This is a genomic window from Prochlorococcus marinus str. MIT 0917, from assembly GCF_027359575.1.
In the GTDB taxonomy this organism is placed as follows: Bacteria; Cyanobacteriota; Cyanobacteriia; order PCC-6307; family Cyanobiaceae; genus Prochlorococcus_B; species Prochlorococcus_B marinus_D.
Genome location: NZ_CP114784.1, coordinates 1,673,009 through 1,692,080, shown reverse-complemented (window position 1 = coordinate 1,692,080; position 19,072 = coordinate 1,673,009). Strand labels below are relative to the sequence as shown.

General features: G+C 37.1%; 22 protein-coding genes. 11 read left to right on the top strand and 11 right to left on the bottom strand.

The genetic code is table 11. The annotated features are described in order from the left end of the window. Window positions 1-62 precede the first annotated feature (62 nt). The 5 genes from O5637_RS09405 to O5637_RS09385 all read right to left on the bottom strand — a co-directional run bounded on the left by O5637_RS09405 (window position 63) and on the right by O5637_RS09385 (window position 2,215). The gene (locus O5637_RS09405; protein WP_011294298.1) at window positions 63-260 is read right to left on the bottom strand and encodes a photosystem II reaction center protein J; all 198 of its coding nucleotides are present in this window, start codon (window positions 258-260) and stop codon (window positions 63-65) included. 11 nt (window positions 261-271) lie between these two features. Next, window positions 272-391: a photosystem II reaction center protein L gene (locus O5637_RS09400; protein WP_011294297.1), complete on the bottom strand. Its 120-nt coding sequence runs from the start codon at window positions 389-391 to the stop codon at window positions 272-274. 29 nt (window positions 392-420) lie between these two features. Further along, the gene (psbE, locus tag O5637_RS09395) at window positions 421-669 is read right to left on the bottom strand and encodes a cytochrome b559 subunit alpha (RefSeq protein WP_011294296.1); all 249 of its coding nucleotides are present in this window, start codon (window positions 667-669) and stop codon (window positions 421-423) included. A 107-nt stretch (window positions 670-776) separates the two neighbouring features. Continuing rightward, window positions 777-1,793, bottom strand: a complete 1,017-nt coding sequence (locus O5637_RS09390) for a photosynthesis system II assembly factor Ycf48 (protein ID WP_269604475.1) — start codon at window positions 1,791-1,793, stop codon at window positions 777-779. Beyond that, window positions 1,790-2,215, bottom strand: a complete 426-nt coding sequence (locus tag O5637_RS09385; protein WP_269604474.1) for a rubredoxin — start codon at window positions 2,213-2,215, stop codon at window positions 1,790-1,792. Before O5637_RS09385 ends, O5637_RS09390 begins: the two co-directional genes overlap by 4 nt. Window positions 2,216-2,299: 84 nt before the next feature. Between O5637_RS09385 and O5637_RS09380 the strand changes: the two genes are divergently transcribed. Genes O5637_RS09380 through O5637_RS09370 form a run of 3 tightly spaced genes read left to right on the top strand, consistent with a single transcriptional unit; the run spans window position 2,300 to window position 3,942 of the window. After that, the gene (locus O5637_RS09380) at window positions 2,300-2,662 is read left to right on the top strand and encodes an NAD(P)H-quinone oxidoreductase subunit 3 (protein WP_269604472.1); all 363 of its coding nucleotides are present in this window, start codon (window positions 2,300-2,302) and stop codon (window positions 2,660-2,662) included. Next, complete coding sequence (nuoB, locus tag O5637_RS09375) at window positions 2,653-3,402, top strand: NADH-quinone oxidoreductase subunit NuoB (RefSeq protein WP_269604470.1); 750 nt, start codon at window positions 2,653-2,655, stop codon at window positions 3,400-3,402. Before O5637_RS09380 ends, nuoB begins: the two co-directional genes overlap by 10 nt. Before the next feature lie 18 nt (window positions 3,403-3,420). Beyond that, window positions 3,421-3,942 carry an NAD(P)H-quinone oxidoreductase subunit J gene (locus tag O5637_RS09370; protein ID WP_269604468.1) on the top strand — a complete coding sequence of 174 codons (522 nt, stop codon included), beginning with the start codon at window positions 3,421-3,423 and terminating at the stop codon, window positions 3,940-3,942. A 2-nt stretch (window positions 3,943-3,944) separates the two neighbouring features. Here O5637_RS09370 and O5637_RS09365 read toward each other — a convergent pair whose 3' ends face one another. Then, the gene (locus tag O5637_RS09365; protein ID WP_269606973.1) at window positions 3,945-5,342 is read right to left on the bottom strand and encodes a gluconeogenesis factor YvcK family protein; all 1,398 of its coding nucleotides are present in this window, start codon (window positions 5,340-5,342) and stop codon (window positions 3,945-3,947) included. A 127-nt stretch (window positions 5,343-5,469) separates the two neighbouring features. Between O5637_RS09365 and O5637_RS09360 the strand changes: the two genes are divergently transcribed. Continuing rightward, the gene (locus O5637_RS09360) at window positions 5,470-6,255 is read left to right on the top strand and encodes an ABC transporter ATP-binding protein (RefSeq protein ID WP_269604466.1); all 786 of its coding nucleotides are present in this window, start codon (window positions 5,470-5,472) and stop codon (window positions 6,253-6,255) included. A 4-nt stretch (window positions 6,256-6,259) separates the two neighbouring features. Further along, a complete protein-coding gene (locus O5637_RS09355) occupies window positions 6,260-7,105 on the top strand; it encodes an MlaD family protein (RefSeq protein WP_269604464.1) in 846 nt (281 codons plus the stop codon). Window positions 7,106-7,118: 13 nt separating this feature from the next. Here the strand turns inward: O5637_RS09355 and bchD are convergent, their stop codons facing one another. Continuing rightward, window positions 7,119-9,272 (bottom strand): magnesium chelatase ATPase subunit D, encoded by a 2,154-nt coding sequence (gene bchD, locus O5637_RS09350; protein ID WP_269604463.1) that lies wholly within the window; start codon window positions 9,270-9,272, stop codon window positions 7,119-7,121. Window positions 9,273-9,319: 47 nt separating this feature from the next. On the opposite strand from bchD, the gene folK reads away from it, so the two are divergent. The 3 genes from folK to O5637_RS09335 all read left to right on the top strand — a co-directional run bounded on the left by folK (window position 9,320) and on the right by O5637_RS09335 (window position 12,008). After that, window positions 9,320-9,901, top strand: coding sequence for a 2-amino-4-hydroxy-6-hydroxymethyldihydropteridine diphosphokinase (folK, locus tag O5637_RS09345; RefSeq protein WP_269604462.1), 582 nt, complete (start codon window positions 9,320-9,322; stop codon window positions 9,899-9,901). A gap of 68 nt (window positions 9,902-9,969) precedes the next feature. After that, window positions 9,970-10,530, top strand: a complete 561-nt coding sequence (locus O5637_RS09340) for an NUDIX hydrolase (protein WP_269606971.1) — start codon at window positions 9,970-9,972, stop codon at window positions 10,528-10,530. Continuing rightward, window positions 10,527-12,008, top strand: coding sequence for a cryptochrome/photolyase family protein (locus O5637_RS09335; RefSeq protein ID WP_269604460.1), 1,482 nt, complete (start codon window positions 10,527-10,529; stop codon window positions 12,006-12,008). Before O5637_RS09340 ends, O5637_RS09335 begins: the two co-directional genes overlap by 4 nt. 1 nt (window position 12,009) lies before the next feature. On the opposite strand, the gene O5637_RS09330 is transcribed toward O5637_RS09335, so the two are convergent. Together O5637_RS09330 and O5637_RS09325 are read right to left on the bottom strand one after the other, a co-directional pair. Continuing rightward, window positions 12,010-13,179, bottom strand: a complete 1,170-nt coding sequence (locus O5637_RS09330; protein WP_269604458.1) for a DegT/DnrJ/EryC1/StrS family aminotransferase — start codon at window positions 13,177-13,179, stop codon at window positions 12,010-12,012. Between the two features lie 52 nt (window positions 13,180-13,231). Next, window positions 13,232-13,852, bottom strand: a complete 621-nt coding sequence (locus O5637_RS09325) for a thioredoxin family protein (protein WP_269604456.1) — start codon at window positions 13,850-13,852, stop codon at window positions 13,232-13,234. A gap of 120 nt (window positions 13,853-13,972) precedes the next feature. Between O5637_RS09325 and fabI the strand changes: the two genes are divergently transcribed. From fabI to O5637_RS09310, 3 genes are all read left to right on the top strand, one after another. Further along, window positions 13,973-14,755, top strand: coding sequence for an enoyl-ACP reductase FabI (gene fabI / locus O5637_RS09320; protein WP_269604454.1), 783 nt, complete (start codon window positions 13,973-13,975; stop codon window positions 14,753-14,755). A 30-nt stretch (window positions 14,756-14,785) separates the two neighbouring features. Further along, window positions 14,786-15,397: an imidazoleglycerol-phosphate dehydratase HisB gene (gene hisB / locus O5637_RS09315; protein ID WP_269604452.1), complete on the top strand. Its 612-nt coding sequence runs from the start codon at window positions 14,786-14,788 to the stop codon at window positions 15,395-15,397. An 89-nt stretch (window positions 15,398-15,486) separates the two neighbouring features. Next, window positions 15,487-16,983 (top strand): carotenoid oxygenase family protein, encoded by a 1,497-nt coding sequence (locus tag O5637_RS09310; protein ID WP_269604450.1) that lies wholly within the window; start codon window positions 15,487-15,489, stop codon window positions 16,981-16,983. Between the two features lie 30 nt (window positions 16,984-17,013). Here O5637_RS09310 and rdgB read toward each other — a convergent pair whose 3' ends face one another. Together rdgB and O5637_RS09300 are read right to left on the bottom strand one after the other, a co-directional pair. Next, entirely contained in the window at window positions 17,014-17,604 is a 591-nt protein-coding gene (rdgB, locus tag O5637_RS09305) for an RdgB/HAM1 family non-canonical purine NTP pyrophosphatase (protein ID WP_269604448.1), read from the bottom strand. Further along, a complete protein-coding gene (locus O5637_RS09300) occupies window positions 17,597-19,057 on the bottom strand; it encodes a phosphoglucomutase/phosphomannomutase family protein (protein WP_269604446.1) in 1,461 nt (486 codons plus the stop codon). The genes rdgB and O5637_RS09300 overlap by 8 nt, the downstream gene beginning before the upstream one ends. Window positions 19,058-19,072: the final 15 nt, after the last annotated feature.

Here is a 19,072-nt window from a genome sequence, read left to right as displayed (position 1 = left end):
CACATTAAATGTAAGTTGGTTTTTTTAGTTATTTCAAATAAATAGTATTTTTCTAGTTAAAATTAACCAGCGTTACCAATACCAGTGTATGAACCGTAGAAGAAAATACCAAGAACAAAAATAACAGCTGTTCCACCTGCAGTAGCTACTAACCACAAAGGAAGTGCTCCCTCTGTCCAACGTCTTTCCCAGGAGACTGCAGGCATACCATTTGGCAGACGATCTCCTGCTCGTCCATCAGGTCCTTTTAATTTGCTCATGATAAAGAGATTTAGTTAAAGAAGTAACTGGAAAAAAGAATTCCCATTACAAAAACAAGTAAGAGTCCAAGATAAAGACTTGTTCGGTTTAATTCAACCGGAACTTTATTTGGATTTGGATTGACTTGCATGGATAATAAAGCAATCAGATGAAATTTGTTTATTTCAGACGCGTGTCAAGTTCAGCCTTGGAATCAAAGCGCTGAACAACAACAGGAGCTTTGCTTTCTCCAGCCTGAAAATACGTATCTGGTCTAGGAGTTCCAAAAGCGTCGTAGGCAAGCCCAGAAGACACAAATAAAAATCCTGCCACGAAGATCGCAGGAAGTGCAACCGCATGGATAATCCAATAGCGGACACTAGTAATGATCTCAAAAAACGGGCGTTCCCCGGTAGAGCCGGCAGCCATAGCCTCACTTAATCAGCTCAGTGATCTTATCAAGCGAAATCAAAAGAATGGGGCTCTGTTGCAAGGTGGTTACACAGAGTTATGGAAATCATCAAAAATTTATGATTTCAACCCTGCCATCGCAGTAAATTGCCCCTTTCTCCGAAAACAAATCCCTTTGGACTGTCACTATTAGAATCGTCCACAAATAAAATTCTGATGAAATTTGTTGGAACAGATTCACCAACTGGGTCTTTTCCCCAAGTTTTTCCATTATCGTTGCTTACTAACAATGTTCCATTTCCACCCGCTGCCCAAATCGATTTAGATGGATCCCAAACAAGATCTTGATAGTTATAACCGTTGACGATTGGGATTATTGGCTTTGACCAGGAGTCAACATCATCAGGGTCTGCATTAAATCTGATTTCAGCTCCTCTTGAAAGCATCCATAAATCGCCATTTGGCTGTTCACCAACGCTTTGAACTCTCTTACTACTTGCTCTTTGATGAGGCTCCCATGACTCCTCTCCTGGAATTAGAAGCGAGAAGAAGTTACCAAGGCTACTAACACTTATATAGCCACCATTATTTGTACGTCTTAATTCTCTAATACCTCCAGAGCCTGAGGTATCAACAACTATTGCTTCCCAATTTGTACCAGCATCTGTTGTTTTATAAATTGCTCCAGCAGTAGTTGCTAACTCAGCAGAATCAGTATCAATTGTTGTTATCAAATATGGATCTCCTGGCAACTTATTTCCCAAATCGAGACGAGTCCAATTTTTCCCTCCATCAGTTGTGTGAAGAATCAATCCTGGTTGTCCTGCAATCCAACCTTCTTGGCCTTTAAAATCAATACTTATCAAACGAAAGTTGCCTTCGCTTGGAATATCTAAATTTCTTTCTTTCCAGGTAATTCCCGCATCATTTGTCTCAAGAATCAACCTGTTGGTGCCAACTAAAAACCCATTTTTGTCATCGACGAAGTCAACATCAAGTGGATTTGCCTCAGTATCGAGATCGATTAGTGACCAAGGGCTAGATGAACCAATGGAAGCATTGCTAACAGTACAACCACTAAGAGCTACTCCGACTATTAAGACAAGGGTCAAATTAATGACATTTGAAAGCAGACGTTTCATTTCAAAGAATAAAGAGAGAGAAAACAGGCAGCGGCTAAAGCCAGGCTTCCAAAAATAAGAACGTTTTTCTGGCCTGAAGGCAGTTTATTAAATCCAAAGCCATAAGTAAGGTTTTCTTCAAATCCACTAGGCTTTGATTTAGGTCCAATATCCTTATATCCACCAAATCCTACTCGACAGACTGGACATCTAAACTTCTCTCTATCTATATCCAAGAATGCCGTCCCTGGTTCAATATTTAGCTTTTTTATACCCTCATCAGGATCATAAATAAAACCACAACTCATACACTCGAAGCGATTTAATCTTGGATCAAACTCCTCGGTTGAGTTTTCTAGTTCCATTGAAATCACTTGATTCTGTTTTTCATCAGAATTCGAATTTCCCAAAGGATTTGATTTTGTTTTGATGTCTTCACTCACAGTTTTCACCTTCACACAGAACAACTCTATGGCACTAATCTAGAAAATGACTGTCAGACTGATATTGAAATCAGTAATTCATTCATGTTTTCCCTTCAGGGTTATGAGTATTTTTTAGGATTTCTTCTTATTTCCGGAGCAGTTCCCATTCTTGCTCTCACAACAAATAAGTTAATTTCTCCTAAAAGCAAAGCAGGAGAAAGGCAGCTTACATATGAATCTGGAATGGAACCCATTGGAGGAGCATGGATCCAATTTAATATTCGTTACTACATGTTTGCACTTGTTTTCGTTATCTTTGATGTCGAGACGGTGTTCCTTTACCCATGGGCAGTTGCATTTCACAAACTTGGGTTATTAGCATTTATAGAAGCACTTGTTTTTATCACAATATTGGTTGTGGCATTAGCATATGCATGGAGAAAAGGTGCCCTTGAATGGAGTTAAATCCCTTGAATAAATCTCCCTCCTCTGAAGCCGTAAGAAATCTCAGAGAATCTTCATGTGGCCCTGTTGGGACTCCAAAAGTAACTAATGATTTAAGCGAAAATATAATCCTCACGAGCCTTGAAGATCTTCACAACTGGGCAAGATTAAGCAGTTTATGGCCTCTTCTTTATGGAACTGCTTGTTGTTTTATTGAATTTGCTGCTCTAATCGGTTCGCGATTTGATTTTGATAGATTTGGATTAGTACCACGAAGTTCTCCTAGACAAGCAGATTTATTGATAGTGGCAGGTACGGTCACAATGAAAATGGCACCAGCTCTTGTAAGACTTTATGAGCAAATGCCAGATCCAAAATATGTAATAGCTATGGGGGCTTGCACTATTACTGGTGGCATGTTCAGCGCCGATTCAACCACGGCAGTTAGAGGTGTTGACAAATTAATACCAGTTGACCTTTACCTTCCTGGATGTCCTCCAAGACCAGAAGCAATATTTGATGCTGTTATCAAATTAAGAAAAAAAGTTGCTAACGAATCAATCTCTGAGAGATCAAAAATGACTCAAACTCATCGTTATTTAACTATTCCTCATAAAATGAAAAGATCAGAGTCAAAAGTTAATGGTAAATATCTAAACGCAAAATCCCAACTAATTGCATTAAATCCTTCCTTATCTGAAGAATTTGATCAATCTTTAAAAGAGGTTCAAAAAATATCTGAACAACTTTCAAGTAATTAAGCATCTCCTATTAAAAAAATGACAAATGAATCTGAAATTGTAGTCGAAGAAAAAATCTCAGGTCCAATAAGCGATTGGCTATCTAAAAATGGATTTGAAAACATTCCTCTCCAAGATGACCACTTAGGAGTTGAAGTAATAAAAATCACTCCAAAAAATATTTTATCAGTAGTTGAAGCGTTAAAAAATGATGGATTTAACTATCTTCAATGCCAAGGTGGATACGATGAAGGTCCTGGTTTAAATATTGTTTGTTTTTATAATTTAATAGAAATGAATGAATTTAAGAAAGATTTTTCTCCTCGCGAAGTAAGATTAAAAGTATTCCTGGATAGAGATGGAGACTTAAATGTTCCTAGTTTATACAGTCTTTTTAGAGGAGCAGATTGGCAAGAAAGAGAAACATTCGATATGTATGGTGTTAACTTTACAGGCCACCCTCATCCTAAAAGACTTTTAATGCCTGAAGACTGGAAAGGATGGCCACTTAGGAAAGACTATGTTCAGCCAGATTTTTATGAAATGCAGGATGCATACTGAATTTATTTACCTTTTTTGTATCTTCTATAAAATCTCATTATTGCTAAAGCTAGACTCCTAGGATCATGCCTCAAAGTCGGAGTAGCCTTTGAGCCCTGAAGAGAAGCTAAATAAACCTTATAACCTCTAGACAAAAGATCAACCTTGTTGCATTTGACGGGTTCAGCCCCTTTTGATTTGTAATAATCAACCAATGGGGAGGGTTCTAATTCATCTTGAGCAAGTATTGAACTAAATATTTTCCTAGTAATTCCTCTAGAGGCCAGTTGCGCTTCTATAGCCCTCACATGACCAGTAACGTCAAGTCCATCAGTTTCACCTGGTTGAGTCATTAAATTACATATATATAGCTTTGGAGCTTTGCTCCTCTCTATAGCTTCGACTATTTCAGGAACAAGTAGGTTTGGAAGAATTGAAGTGTATAGGCTTCCTGGCCCTATCAAAATAATTTCAGCATTTCTTATTGCTTCCAGTGCTCTTGGCAAAGCTGGAGGTCGAGAAGGATAACAACCGATTCTAATTATTGGTAAGCGCGCATTACCAATAGCTGATTCTCCATCTATTCGATCACCATTCTCAAGTTCGGCCCATAACCGGACATCTACATTTGTAGCTGGTACAACTTGACCCTGAACAGCAAGAACCCTGCTTGATGCCGTGATTGCTGTCTCTAAGCTTCCAGTTATTGCCGTTAAAGCCGAAAGGAAAAGGTTTCCAAAGCTATGTCCCTCAAGTCCACTTCCTGAAGGGAAGCGATATTGAAAAAGCCCTTTTATTAGTGGCTCTTCTGTTGCTAAAGCTGCCAAACAATTTCTTATGTCTCCTGGAGGCTGGACACCCAGTTCTCTTCTGAGCACTCCACTACTTCCTCCATCATCTGCAACAGTAACTATTGCTGTTATTCGACTGCTATATCTTTTTAAGCCTTTTAATAATGATGATAATCCTGTACCACCTCCAATCGCAACAATATTCGGACCTCTATTTAATTTTTGCTTAGCTCTTAATGCATCAACTAAAAAAGTATCTTTTTTGGAACCTAAGGCTTGCCTAATAGATTCAAAACTTCTTCCTTGCCCCCAAACCAAAAGAGATATCCCTATCAAAAAAACTATTGGTCCAGAAATATTTCTAGGTACAAAAGTGGTAATGAATCCTAAAAACCAAAAAAGTATTTCAACCACCCAATAAATTGGACGTAAATCAGCCCAAATTGAGGCTCCAATCAAAGCAATTAATAAACCCAATCCTGATGTCATCATCCACCTTTTGACTACTAGGCCTGGCAAAAGCCATCTAATGCCTCTTTTAAAGCGTGAGTAAAGATGAAAAGACAAACTAGCGAAAAAACTTTTTCGCAAAGTAGATCTTCTTGATTTTCTTTTCCTTCTTTTGTTCAATGGATTCAAATTAGATAAGATTTCAACAAACAGACCTAAATAATTAATTCATATAAACACTACTTAAACTTCCCAATTCACCTATCTCATACAAAATGAGATAGGTAAACAAACATTAGGAGAGAGTGTGCCAAAAAACACTCAAGTAATGTTGATGAAAGATCTCAGTGTTCAACTGGGATCAAATAAAATTCTCAATGAAGTCAATCTTGACATGCGTGCGGGAGAGAGACTGGCAATTGTTGGTCCGTCTGGCGCAGGCAAGTCAACAATACTTCGCCTACTAGCTGGCTTGCTATTACCTTCTAAAGGAAGTCTGCAAATATCAGGTATAGAGCAAAATTATTTAAGGCTTGATCAAAACGACCCTCCCGACGTGAGATTAGTTTTTCAAAACCCAGCATTATTAGCATCATTATCAGTTAGAGAAAATGTAGGTTTTTTGCTTGAAAAGCAGAAACTTTTTTCCGAAGAAATTATCAATAAAAAAGTCATAAATTGTTTACAGAAAGTAGGCTTATATGATGTAGCAGACAAATTTCCAAATCAACTTAGTGGAGGAATGCAAAAAAGAGTAAGTTTTGCTCGTGCATTAATTAGTAACTCCAAGAAAGGAAAAGACTCTATCCCTCTTCTTCTATATGACGAGCCAACTGCTGGTTTAGATCCAATAGCTAGCACTCGTATTGAAGATCTAATTATTAAGACAACCGATGCAGCGGAAGGCTCTTCAATCGTTGTAAGTCACGTTTCCAGTACAATTGAACGAACAGCTAATAGAGTTATCTTGCTTTACGATGGAAAGTTTAAATGGGATGGATCTATAGATCAATTTAAACAAAGTGAGAATTCCTATGTAAAACAATTTCGCACAGGTAATCTTCAAGGACCAATGCAACCTGAGGACTTATAAATTTATGCGTAGAAGTTTACGAGATGCGTTTGTTGGATTTTCACTATTAGGTGGATTAATTATCTTTTCAGGAGCAATGCTTTGGTTAAGAGATTTTCGTTTAGGGTCTAAAACCTGGGAGGTATCTGCAAGCTTCAAAGATGCAAGTGGTCTTGCGAAGATGTCTCCGGTAACTTATCGGGGAATCATTGTTGGCTCTGTTCAAAAGATAAATTTCACCCCAAACACTGTTGAAACTAAAATCAAATTAAACAATGATAATCTAATTTTACCAAAACCTGTAATTGCAAAAATAGTTACAAGCTCTATGCTTGGAGGAGATGCTCAATTATCGCTAGTCTCATTAGGCAAATCATTCAATAGTAACGAAGTAATTACAGTCAAAAAAGATTGTCCCAATAAAAAAATCTTATGTAGTGGAGATAAGATTAAAGGTGTAGAAATGGTTAGCATATCTGGCTTGACAGAGGGTATAAATGGAATTATTGACGAAGCAGATAGACAAGCAATAGTAAATAAAGTATCAGAATCTATTCAACAGTTTGATAGAACTCAAGCCAATCTTGATGAACTTGTCTTATTATCTAAATCAGAACTTCTAAGAGCAAAACCTATAATTTCTGAATTAACAAAAGCTTCTATTCATTTAAATAATATTCTTGAAAGCCTCGACAATCCTAAGACTCTAAAAGACATTCAGGAACTTGCCTCAACATCTAGTTCACTTACAAAGAAAATAGACCAAATGAGCTCAGACATGGGGAATATTATGGAAGACAAAGAACTGTTAGATGCTCTAAAAAGAGTGACTATAGGCCTGAGTAAATTATTCGATGATATATATCCTTAAAAAACAAACAGTTTTAGGTCACACTATTAATTGCATCCATTGCTATTGAAGCAATAGCTTTATCACTTGCCTTAGGCAATTGAACATATTTACCTCCTGACGCTTCAGCCAAGTCTTTACCCATACCACTTGCAATAAACTTTCTTTCTGTATCAATAACAAGTAATTTGATACCAAGCGCTCGATAGCGCGAAGCAACATCAAGAACTTCCTGCTTCAAGTCAGGTGGTGTCTCTCCTTCAAGAACTGGTTGGCCTAATGAAGTGCTCAATGGAACGTTTCCTCTACCATCTGTAATTGCCACTACAACAACTTGACCGAGATCTCCTGTTGCCAAAGCATTTGCTCCTACTCTTGCAGCTTGAGTTAATCCATGAGCAAGTGGAGATCCACCACCACATGGCATTGCCTCAAGTCGCCTTTTCGCAGCAGTGATTGATCTTGTTGGAGGAAGCAGAACTTCTGCTTGATCTCCTCTGAAAGGTATTAGGGAAACTTCATCTCTATTTTCATAAGCTTCGGTTAGCAAACGAATAACAGCTCCCTTTGCACTTTGCATTCTATTGAGAGCCATTGAACCACTTGCATCAACCAAGAAGATCACAAGTGCGCCTGCTTTACGCTGAAGTAATTTTGCGCGCAAGTCCCCTTCCTCAACAATAACTTTTCTATTAGGTTCTCTTTCCCTTCTAGCTTTCTGGTAAGGCGCAGCAGCTCTTAAAGTTGCATCAACTGCAATTCTTCTAACAGGACCTCTTGGAAGAATTGGCTTTACATATCTTCCCCGGTTATCACTTAAAACAGCTGACCTACTTCCGCTATTTCCACTTTTTGATTTAGTGGATGAAAACAGTAACAGATCAGGATCAACAGCACATGCTTCTGGATCAAGCATAAATTCCTCAGGGATTGGAGGTGATGACTCTTGGTCTTGGTCCTCTTCCTGATCTTCTTCTTGATCTTCTTCTTGATCATTATTTTCATCAGAGTCTTCAGGAGGCGGAGGGGGAGGCTGCTGATCTTCTGGCGCCGGAGGCTCCATCTCCTCTTCTGAAGGCATTTGCATAGCCCTGGGAGCAATTACAAGTCTTACTGCAGCCTTTAAATCTTCAGCGTCCACTGAATCCCTACCGCATAAAGCAGCATGAGCCTTTGCAACTCTTACTGCATATAACTCTGACCTATGTCCTTCTACACCTCCTCGAATAGCTTCTAGAACTAAGTATTCAATTTGATTCTCACTAATTTGAACATCTGGAAGCCATTGCCTTGCCAAAAGCAATTGCGTTGAAAGCGATTCTGTTTCTTCTGTCCATTTCTTAGAAAAAGCTTCACTTGATTGACCATGAGAAATGGCAGCTTGGGTTATTTCAACTCTTTGCTCATTTGTAATTAATTGATCAGCAGACAACACAATTGCAAATCTGTCTAAAAGGTGATCCCTCAATGCCCCCTCTTCAGGGTTATAAGTAGCAATCAATAAAGGACGGCATGGGTGACTGAGGCTCAAGCCTTCTCGTTCGACTCTATTTTCACCTGCCCCTACTGAAGCCAAAAGAAGATTAACAATTCCATCATCCAACAAATTCAATTCGTCTATGTACAAAACTCCTCTATGAGCTTCAGCTAGTAATCCTGGCTGAAAAACCGGCGCTCCACTTGATAGTGAAGCAGCAACATCAACAGCACCAACAAGCCTATCCTCTGTTACTCCTAGGGGAACCTGAATAAAAGGGGCGGAAACAACTTTCTTAGGGATATTTTCTAAGTCATCAATATTCTCAAGACTTCCTATGTTTTTTGTGAATAGCTTTTTAGTCAAATCATCCCACTCGCCTGAAAAAGAAGGATCTAAATTCCTACCTGCTGGATAAATCAATGAATCATTATCACCTTCATTGTTAGCTAATTTTTCTAAATCAATTATTTCAATCGGAGGGAGAAGGGCATGTAAACCTCTAGCCAAAACAGATTTACCAGTACCACGACCACCAGCAATTATTACTCCTCCCAAACCTGGATCGACTGCAGCAAGCATTAAAGCAAGCTTTAAAGTTCCATGGCCTGTAATTGCAGCCAAAGGGAAAGAACGATTAGCTCTATCCATAACAGCAGTGTCTTTTGAAGCCGAAGACATATTGTTGTTATTCAATCCACTGGAAACCATAGGCTTGGATAAATCAAGCAAATTTTTAAAAGTCTTTTAATATTCGCATGACTTATGCAAAACAAAAAACAGAATTGAAACTAGTTATCTCAATAGGCGCAAATATCCCTGGCATTCTTGGAGATCCCATAAGAACAATTGCTGCCATGAGGCCGCTCATTGAAAAAAGCATACTTGATTGGATTGTTGCTTTAAATTGTCCAAAAATCGACTCTCAAAATATTGATAAGTCTTTATCTTTTCAATGGGCGCCTTTATTTGAGACTGAACCTTTAGGTGGGCCAATTGATCAACCAAAATTTATTAATACCGTACTGGTTGTAGAGGGTAAGGATTTTAGCTCAGTAACCCCAAATGAAAAAGCAGCTATCTGTTTAATGAAAAAATTTTTAGATTTAGAAAAAATCGCAGGGAGGGAAAGAGAAAATACAGAAATTTTTTTGGGGCCAAGATCTTTAGATATTGACTTCATTTCCTGGGGAGGACTGCAAATAAATACAGAAACTCTAATTTTGCCTCATCCAAGATTAAGTGAAAGAAACTTTGTTTTAATTCCCCTTGCAGAAGTTTTATCAAAAGATCAAGGGAAACCAAAACAAATTAATTCTCCAAAAATTTGGCCTGAATAAAACTCCTAACAAAAATCACCAAACTTTTCTAAAAAAATCAGCCATCCTATATGAATATAAAAAAAAGTATGTCTATTCCAGGACCGGAACCATCAGAAATAATCGAGACAAAAGATTGTCTTGATGCAAAAAAAATTCGTTTTGAAATTAATAAGTTTCTTTTACCTAATTCAATGGAGGGTGAATTTGGGATTATTCGTCATCCAGGAGCTGCCTTGGCAGTACCAATAACAGATTCAGGAGAAGTCATTATTCTTCGTCAATACAGATTTGCTTGCTCGAGAAGAATTCTCGAGTTTCCAGCTGGAACGCTAGAACCAGGTGAAAGCCCATCTGAATCAATTAAAAGAGAAATTCAAGAAGAAAGTGGTTACTCTGCAAAAAGATGGAACTCTCTTGGAGAGATGCTCCCTTGTCCTGGATATTCAGACGAAATAATTCATCTTTTCCTTGCAAGAGATTTAACTAAACTTGAACATAAGCCTGAGGGCGATGCAGATGAAGATATTGAAGTATTAAAAATTGCCCCCAAAGAGTTAAATGAATTGATTGCAAGCGGAGAAGAATCACTTGATGGTAAAACTATTACTGCATGGTTCAGAGCATGCCAAGTCTTGAATAAAAAATGACTAAGTTTCGATCAATATTTTGGCATAGAAGAGATTTAAGAATAGAAGACAATATAGGTCTATATGAAGCATCTAAAAATTCAAAAAATTTAATTGGAGTATATATTTTAGATCCCAATCTTTTAAATCTCAGTAGAACTACTTCTGAGGCAAAAAATTGGTTTTTGGGCGAAAGCCTTTTAGAACTCCAAAAGAATTGGGAAAGGAGAGGAAGTCGTTTATTAATCCTGAATGGAGACCCTATTAGATTAATTTGTAAATTAGCGGACTTAGTTAAAGCTGAATGTATTTACTGGAACGAAAATATTGAGCCTTATGAAATCAACAGAGACAAACAAATATCAGAACAATTTTCTAAAGAGAAAAGGAAAATATATACATTTTCAGATCAATTAATTGTCAATCCAAGAAACATAAAAACGAACAATAATGACCCTTACAAAGTGTATGGCCCTTTTTATCGAAAATGGATTGATATAATCAACAGGACAAAAATATCAAGTGATAATTTAATACAAATATCAAGGACACCTGAAGAGATTATAGGTTTTAATGAAAGAGATTTATCATTAATTCAAAACTCTGATTTAAACTATTGTATTTCCAGAGAAAGAAAACCTGTAGATGATTTACTTACTTCAAATATATTTAATAATACTAACCGCTGTCCTTGCCAGCCAGGAGAATCAGAGTCAATAAAACAATTAAACTTTTTTATCAATTCAGGAGTTATACATTCATACAACCAAGCAAGAGATGTTCCATCTTTAGAATCAACTTCTAATCTAAGTGCGGCTTTAAGTTTAGGGACAATAAGTTGTAGGGCAGTTTGGAATGGGGCTCAAATCTCAAGAAATATGGCGACTAATGGATATCAAATAAATTCTATTGATACTTGGATAAAGGAACTTGCCTGGAGAGAGTTTTATCAAAATGCTCTCATTAATTTTCCAGAGCTAGAGAAAGGTCCATATAGAGAAAAGTGGTTAAAGTTTCCATGGCAAAATAATCATGATTGGTTTAAATCCTGGGAGGAGGGATTAACTGGTATCCCCATAATTGATGCTGCGATGAGACAGCTTAAGCATTCTGGATGGATGCATAATCGATGCAGAATGATTGTTGCTTCTTTTCTAGTAAAAGACCTTTTAGTTGATTGGAGATGGGGAGAACTTTTCTTCATGAAAAGCTTAGTTGATGGTGACTTAGCATCAAACAATGGAGGGTGGCAATGGAGTGCTAGCAGTGGAATGGATCCAAAACCGATGAGAATATTCAATCCTTTTAGACAAGCTTCTAAATTCGACGAGAATGGCAACTATATACGAAAATGGATCCCAGAGTTAACACATGTCTCAACTCCTAATTTGCTGTCCGGTGAAATAAATTCTGCGGAGAGAAACGGCTATCCAAAACCTATTGTAAACCACAAAAATCAAACATCTATCTTCAAAGAATTATATTCAAGTATTAATTAGATTATTTTCCAAATAATTCCTTTATTGTATCAATAACATATAATTGCTGAATAGATTTAAATTCAGGGAAAATGGGTAAACTAATTACCTGACTACATACCTTTTCAGTAATAGGAAGAGAACCTTCTTTATAACCTAACTCTTTATATGCTGGTTGAAGATGTATGGGTACTGGATAATAAATAATTGTATTAACTCCAAGGCTATGAAGTTCAGTTTGAAACAGATCTCTATTTGAAATATCAGAAACATTCTCTGAAGTAGATTTTAGATTTTCAACAAAAGAATTGTTCATTATTCTTATTACAAATTGATTCCAAGAATGACCAGAATTGTTGATCAAAGTATTAGATGGCAACTTAATTCCTTCTATCATTGATAGCTTATTTATATAATTAATTGCTATAGCTTTTCTTTGCTCTATCCATTTGTTTAATCGTTTTAATTTAACATTTAAGATTGCAGCTTGTAAGGAATCAAGTCTACTATTATATCCAATATTTGTATGTAAATATCTCTTTGGCATTCCATGAATAGCTAATTCCCTAATTATTTTTGCCAGATCAAAATCATTAGTAGTTACAGCTCCTCCATCTCCTGCTGCACCTAAGTTTTTAGTAGGGAAAAAGCTAAAGCAACCTACATCTCCATAACTTCCTACAGGTTTACCTCGCCAATGGGCACCAGCCGCTTGAGCACAATCTTCTACAACCTTTAGATTATTTTCTTCAGCAATTGCCATTACTTTATCCATATCTAGTGGATGACCAAACAAATGCACAGGCAAAATAGCTTTTGTTCTAGAAGTTATTGCTTTTTCTATTAGACCCAGATCCATAAGATAGTTTTCAGGCTCAATATCTACAAAAACAGGCCTAGCACCAACACTGGTAATTGCTTCTGCAGTAGCAAAAAAACTAAATGATGAGGTGATCACCTCATCACCTTGACCAATATTTAGCGATCTTAAGGCAAGAATTAATGCATCTGTTCCACTATTACAACTAACTGAAAAAGAAGTTTCTATGGCTAATGCAAAAGCTTTTTCAAATGAAGCTACTTCCTCTCCACCAATATATTTTCCGCTTCTAAAAACTTTAATTAAAGCTTCTTCAATCTCTTCTCCTATTTCAGAAATTTGAGCTTCAAGGCTAAAAGGAGGTATTTGCATAACTATTTAAATTAAGTTGAAACGATGAAAAATCAAAAAGGCACTTATTAATTCATCCAAACCACTCAGGCTCCATACCAGGATGCCATTTAATGTTGCAACCAATAGAAGGTTTTTGATTAGCTGAAATATCTTCTCCCTTTAATAATGATCTGAGTGCTAGACGAATATCATCGCCAGAAACAGGTGTTTCATTGCCAGGACGGCTTTCGTCCATCTGTCCCCTGTATCTCAGTTTTGATTCTCCATCTGAAGAAGGCCAAAAAATATAAAAATCGGGAGTACATGCCGCTTTAAGCGCTTTTGCTAATTTTTGATCAGCATCAAATAAATATGGAAACTTCCATCCCAATTTATTAGCTTGAGAGGCTAAGAATTCCGGCGAGTCTTGCGGATGTGTGATAACGCTATTACTAGAAATAGCCAAAAATTGAACATCCTCTCCAAAAGAATTGAACAAATTTGTGATTCCACTTTCTACATGTTTAACAAATGGACAATGAGCGCATATAACCATCAAAAATAATGGTCTTTTTGTTAAATCAAAACTTCTAATTTTACTAAAGCCTTTTAAAGAATCATCAGGAGCAAGGTTCACGCCTGAAACTACACCTAACTCAAAATCAGGTAATGGAGTTCCTAATGGAAGCATTGTTGACGCTGTTCGAACCATGATTCTTATGATTTGAGGGGTTTAATGGATTACAGAACTTTTAACTATATATTCATTTAACTATGAGTCTTAGCCCTAAATAAGGGACAATTAGTAATACTAACCAAATGAGTCCGAAAGATGCTTCTCGATCTTAGTGGCAAAAAAATCCTTGTTACAGGAATAGCAAACAACAGATCAATTGCCTGGGGCATTGCTCAACAGTTAAAAGCAGCTGGAGCTGAATTAGGAATTACATACTTGCCCGATGAAAAAGGTAGATTTGAAGCAAAAGTAAAAGAACTTACTTCTCCTTTAAATCCAAGCTTGTTTTTACCACTTAATGTTCAAAACACTTCTCAAATTGAAGAAGTTTTTGAAGCCATTCAAAATCAATGGGGACAGCTTGACGGATTAGTTCACTGTTTAGCCTTTGCAGGGAAAGAAGAATTAGTTGGTAATTACAGTGCAACTACTTCAGAGGGATTCTCAAGAGCCCTAGAAATTAGCGCTTACTCACTCGCCCCACTATGTAAATATGCAAAACCTCTTTTCAGCAAAGGTGCAGGGGTAGTCACCTTGACTTATTTAGGAGCAGAAAGAGCAATTCCTAATTACAACGTAATGGGAGTTGCTAAAGCAGCTTTGGAGGCATCAGTTAGATATCTTTCGGAGGAACTTGGGCCTGAAAATCAGGTTCGAGTTAATGCCATCAGTGCTGGGCCAATAAGAACTCTCGCCAGTTCAGCTATTGGAGGAATTCTGGACATGATTCATAACGTCGAGGAAAAAGCTCCGCTGAGGAGAACCGTTACTCAAATCGAGGTAGGTAATACCGCTGCTTTCTTGCTTAGCGATCTTTCGAGTGGTATATCAGGACAAACTGTTTATGTTGATGCAGGTTATTGCATAAATGGAATGTAATTTTAAGCCAATTTAAATTGCCAATTAAATATGAAGAAAACTAGAGAAGGAGAGATTAGCCGGATAACTAAGGAAACGGACGTTTTTGTCCAAATTAATCTTGATGGTTCTGGCAAATGCAATGCAAATACAGGTATTGGTTTTCTAGACCATATGATCCAACAATTATCTAGTCATGGATTATTTGATATTGAGGTAAGAGCAAATGGAGATACTCACATAGACGATCATCACACGAATGAAGATGTTGGGATTGCAATTGGACAAGCGTTATCAAAGGCATTAGGTGATCGATTGGGAATAAAACGCTTTGGTCATTTTTTAGCTCCTCTTGATGAGGCCCTTATTCAAGTTGTGGTTGATTGCTCAGGTCGACCACATTTAAGTTTTAATTTAGATATTCCTTCTCAAAAAGTTGGAACTTACGATACGGAGTTGGTTAAAGAATTCTTTGGTGCTGTTGTCAGCAATTGTGGTTTAACTCTCCACATAAGACAACTGGAAGGAAATAATACTCACCACATAATTGAGGCTACTTTCAAATCTTTTGCAAGAGCTCTTCGCATGGCTACTGAAATTGACCCAAGAAGATCAAGTCAAATACCCAGCAGTAAAGGAGTTCTTGAACAAGCTGGTAGTTAAATGCTCCATATTCAAATAAATAATTTTGAGCTGGAGCTCGCAAAAATCATAAGTTTAAGCGAAAATCAAGTTCCAATTTAATAAAAATAGTGGCCGTTAGTTATTTAAGAAGAGGAACATCACCACAGCAAACAATCTTCAGCCAAGAGGATTGGTCAAGTGCATATTGCAATGTTGAAAAAGAACTCGATCACGCTGAACTAAAACTTGTAGAAGGATCTATTCCTAAACAAATTTCTGGTACCTTGTATCGAAATGGTCCAGGAAGACTAGAAAGAGGAGGAAGATGGGTTCACCATCCATTTGATGGAGATGGTATGATTGCCGCTTTTCAATTTGAAAACGGAAAAATAAACCTGACTAATCGTTTTGTTCGAACAAAGGAATGGGTAGAAGAAGAAAAATCCCAGAAATTTCTGTATAGAGGTGTATTTGGAACTCAAAAAGAAGGCGGCATCTTAGCTAATGCTTTTGATGTAAGGCTAAAAAATATTGCCAATACTCACGTAATAAAACTTGGGAATGATCTATTAGCCCTATGGGAAGCATCTAGTCCATATTCACTCAATCCAAACACTCTAGAAACCAATGGTTTATCTAATTTAAAAGGAGTTTTAAAAAAAGGAGAAGCATTTAGTGCTCATCCTCGATTCGACCCTGGCCATCACAAAGGTCAAAGAATGGTTACTTTTGGAGTATCTACTGGTCCTAAAAGCACAATTAGATTGATGGAATTCTCTACAGAGGGAGAAAATATTGGTTCTCTTGTAAGCGATAGAAAAGATTCTTTTAATGGATTTGCTTTTTTGCATGATTTTGCCATCACTCCAAACTGGGCAATATTTCTACAAAATGCGATAAGTTTTAATCCTCTCCCATTCCTTCTTGGACAAAAAGGAGCAGCACAATGCTTAGCTTCCAAATCTTATGGGACTCCAAAATTCTTATTAATTCCAAGGGATTGTGGGAAATTTGCTGGTCAACCTCCAAAATCAATTGATGCGCCAAAGGGTTTTGTTTTCCATCATCTAAATGCTTGGGAAGATGGTGAAAAAATAAATATTGAAAGCATTTTTTATGATGATTTTCCTAGTATTGGTCCCGAGGATAATTTCAGAGAAATTGATTTTGATCTTTTACCAGAAGGAGTTTTAAAAAGAAGCGAAATCAATCCAATAGATAATTCATTTACCTGCTCAACCATAAGCAATCAATGTTGTGAATTTGCAATGGTCAACCCTAATTTTGAAGGACTGAAGGCACGCTTCAGTTGGATGGCAACTGCAGAACGAAAGGAGGGTAATGGCCCACTACAAGCTATAAAAAAAATCGACTTAGCAAACAATAAAGAAATTAGTTGGAGTGCCGCCCCAAGAGGTTTTGTAAGTGAGCCAATATTTATTCCTTCCCAAGAAGGATCCAAGTCTCAAGAAGACAATGGGTGGGTTGTTGTATTGGTTTGGAATAGCATTAGATCTGGAACTGATTTAATAATCCTTGATTCGAAAGATCTTACTGAACAAGCTATTCTTGAAGTTCCTATTTCCATACCCCATGGATTACACGGAAGCTGGGTTGAAAACTAAAAACCAAAAAAGTTGATTTGCAAAACAAAACTAATTTTTTATAAAATTCAATAGCTTTTTCAATTCAGGTTTTAGCAATTTGAAAGCGCTCCCCCTATGACCAATCTGCTTCTTTTTTTCGTGCTCCATTTCAGCAAAAGTCTCACCTAATCCAGAAACTTCAAAAATTGGATCATAACCAAACCCGTTTTCCCCTTTTGGAAAAAACGTTATTAGACCTTCGCAAAATCCTGAAACTTCTATCAAAACTTTTTCTCCACTAGCAATACATAATGCACACTCAAATTTAGCTTTTCTATTTGGAAAAGGTTTTAACTCCGTCAATAGTTTTTCAATTCTTTCCTTGTCTGATCTTGCGTACCTAGCAGAATAAATTCCTGGAGCTCCTCCAAGCGCCTCAACACTTAATCCAGAGTCATCTGAAAGAGACAATTGGCCCGTTGCTTTACTAACAGCAATAGCCTTGATTCTTGCATTTTCGATAAAAGTCTTTCCTGTTTCCTCAATCTCAAAACCAACAGGTTGAGTCAACAAGTCAAATGGGAAATCAGCCAAAAGTTTTTTAAATTCTCGAATTTTACCTTCATTGCCACTAGCAATTACTAGAGGGAGATTATCCAAAACTATTATCTATAAGTTGCTTTGCATAATACAAAGTTGAAGTAACTTCTTCGATTGATGGAGCTTCACAATAAATTCTTAAAAGAGGTTCTGTTCCAGAAAAACGGAACATCAGCCAATGACTTTTATTAAGTACAAGTTTTATTCCATCAGTTGAAATAACCTCTAAAACGGATTTATGACCAATTGAGGATGGGGTCTTCTGATTCAAAAAATTTTCCAAGTCACTTCTCATTTCCATATCTTCGAGAGTTAAATCAATACGTTCAAAATGACTCTTACCAAAACGAGCATGAAGAGAATCTATTTTCTCACCTAAACATTTACTATCAGCAACTATTGACTCCATCAAAAGCAAAGCAGTAAACAAAGCATCACGTTCTGGCAGATGATGACCAAATCCAACTCCCCCGGACTCCTCTCCTCCAATGAGAACTTCTCTTGAAAGCATTTCCTCAGCTATATATTTAAACCCAACAGGCTTTTCGATAACTTCTCTCCCCAAATCCTGCGCAACCAATCGCATCAAGTCCGAACCACTTACAGTTTTAACAACACAACCTGCCATATTTCTGACTCTTGCTACATGGTCTATCAGGACAGGCATTAATAACTGCGTATTGCAATATCTACCTTTTTCATCTATTGCCGCAATTCGATCTCCATCTCCATCAAAAACCAAGCCCATGGACAACTTACCTGCTTGAAATTCATCCTGAACTTCTTGAATTAATTGCGAAAGGTAAGCCTTCATAGGTTCTGGAGGATTCCCACCAAAACATGGGTCTCTTTTTGTTCTGATTTCATAAATAAGCCCTTCACTTGCAGAACCAAATAATTCAGATATGCAGCCAGCAGCAGATCCATGCATTGAATCAACAAATATTTTCAGACCTAATTTTCTCAAGCCATTAGAAATTAAAGGTATGTCAAATTTCTGACTAATACCCAAAAGATGTTGTTTTCTAAAATCAATTCTCTCGGTTTCATCTTCAATTGGGATTGATATTCCTCCAGCATCTAATCTTTTTTGAACGGAATCGGTAAAAGAGCTATCAACTGAGCCTCCAAAAGGACCTTTGATTTTTAAACCCAACCATTCACAAGGGTTATGACTTGCTGTGATTACTAGTGCACCAAGTGCATTTTCTTCAATTATTCCCCAGCTACAAGAGGGAGTTGGGAGCGCGGAAGATGCCAACAAAGGCACTAGACCTACTCCTCTAACTGCAGACGCAACTGCCTCAGCCATCTCCTCTGCAAGAAAACGACGGTCAAAACCAATAATTATTTTGTTATTTTTTTTCTCCTTCACATACGCAAGCTCTTGTGCAGCAGCAGCAGATACTTTAAGCAATCTTTCCAATGTGAAATCAACTCCTAATATTCCTCTCCATCCATCTGTTCCGAAATAAATTTTCTCATTAGTCAGATTTAACTTTTTCTTTTTCATCTTTATATTGGAGAA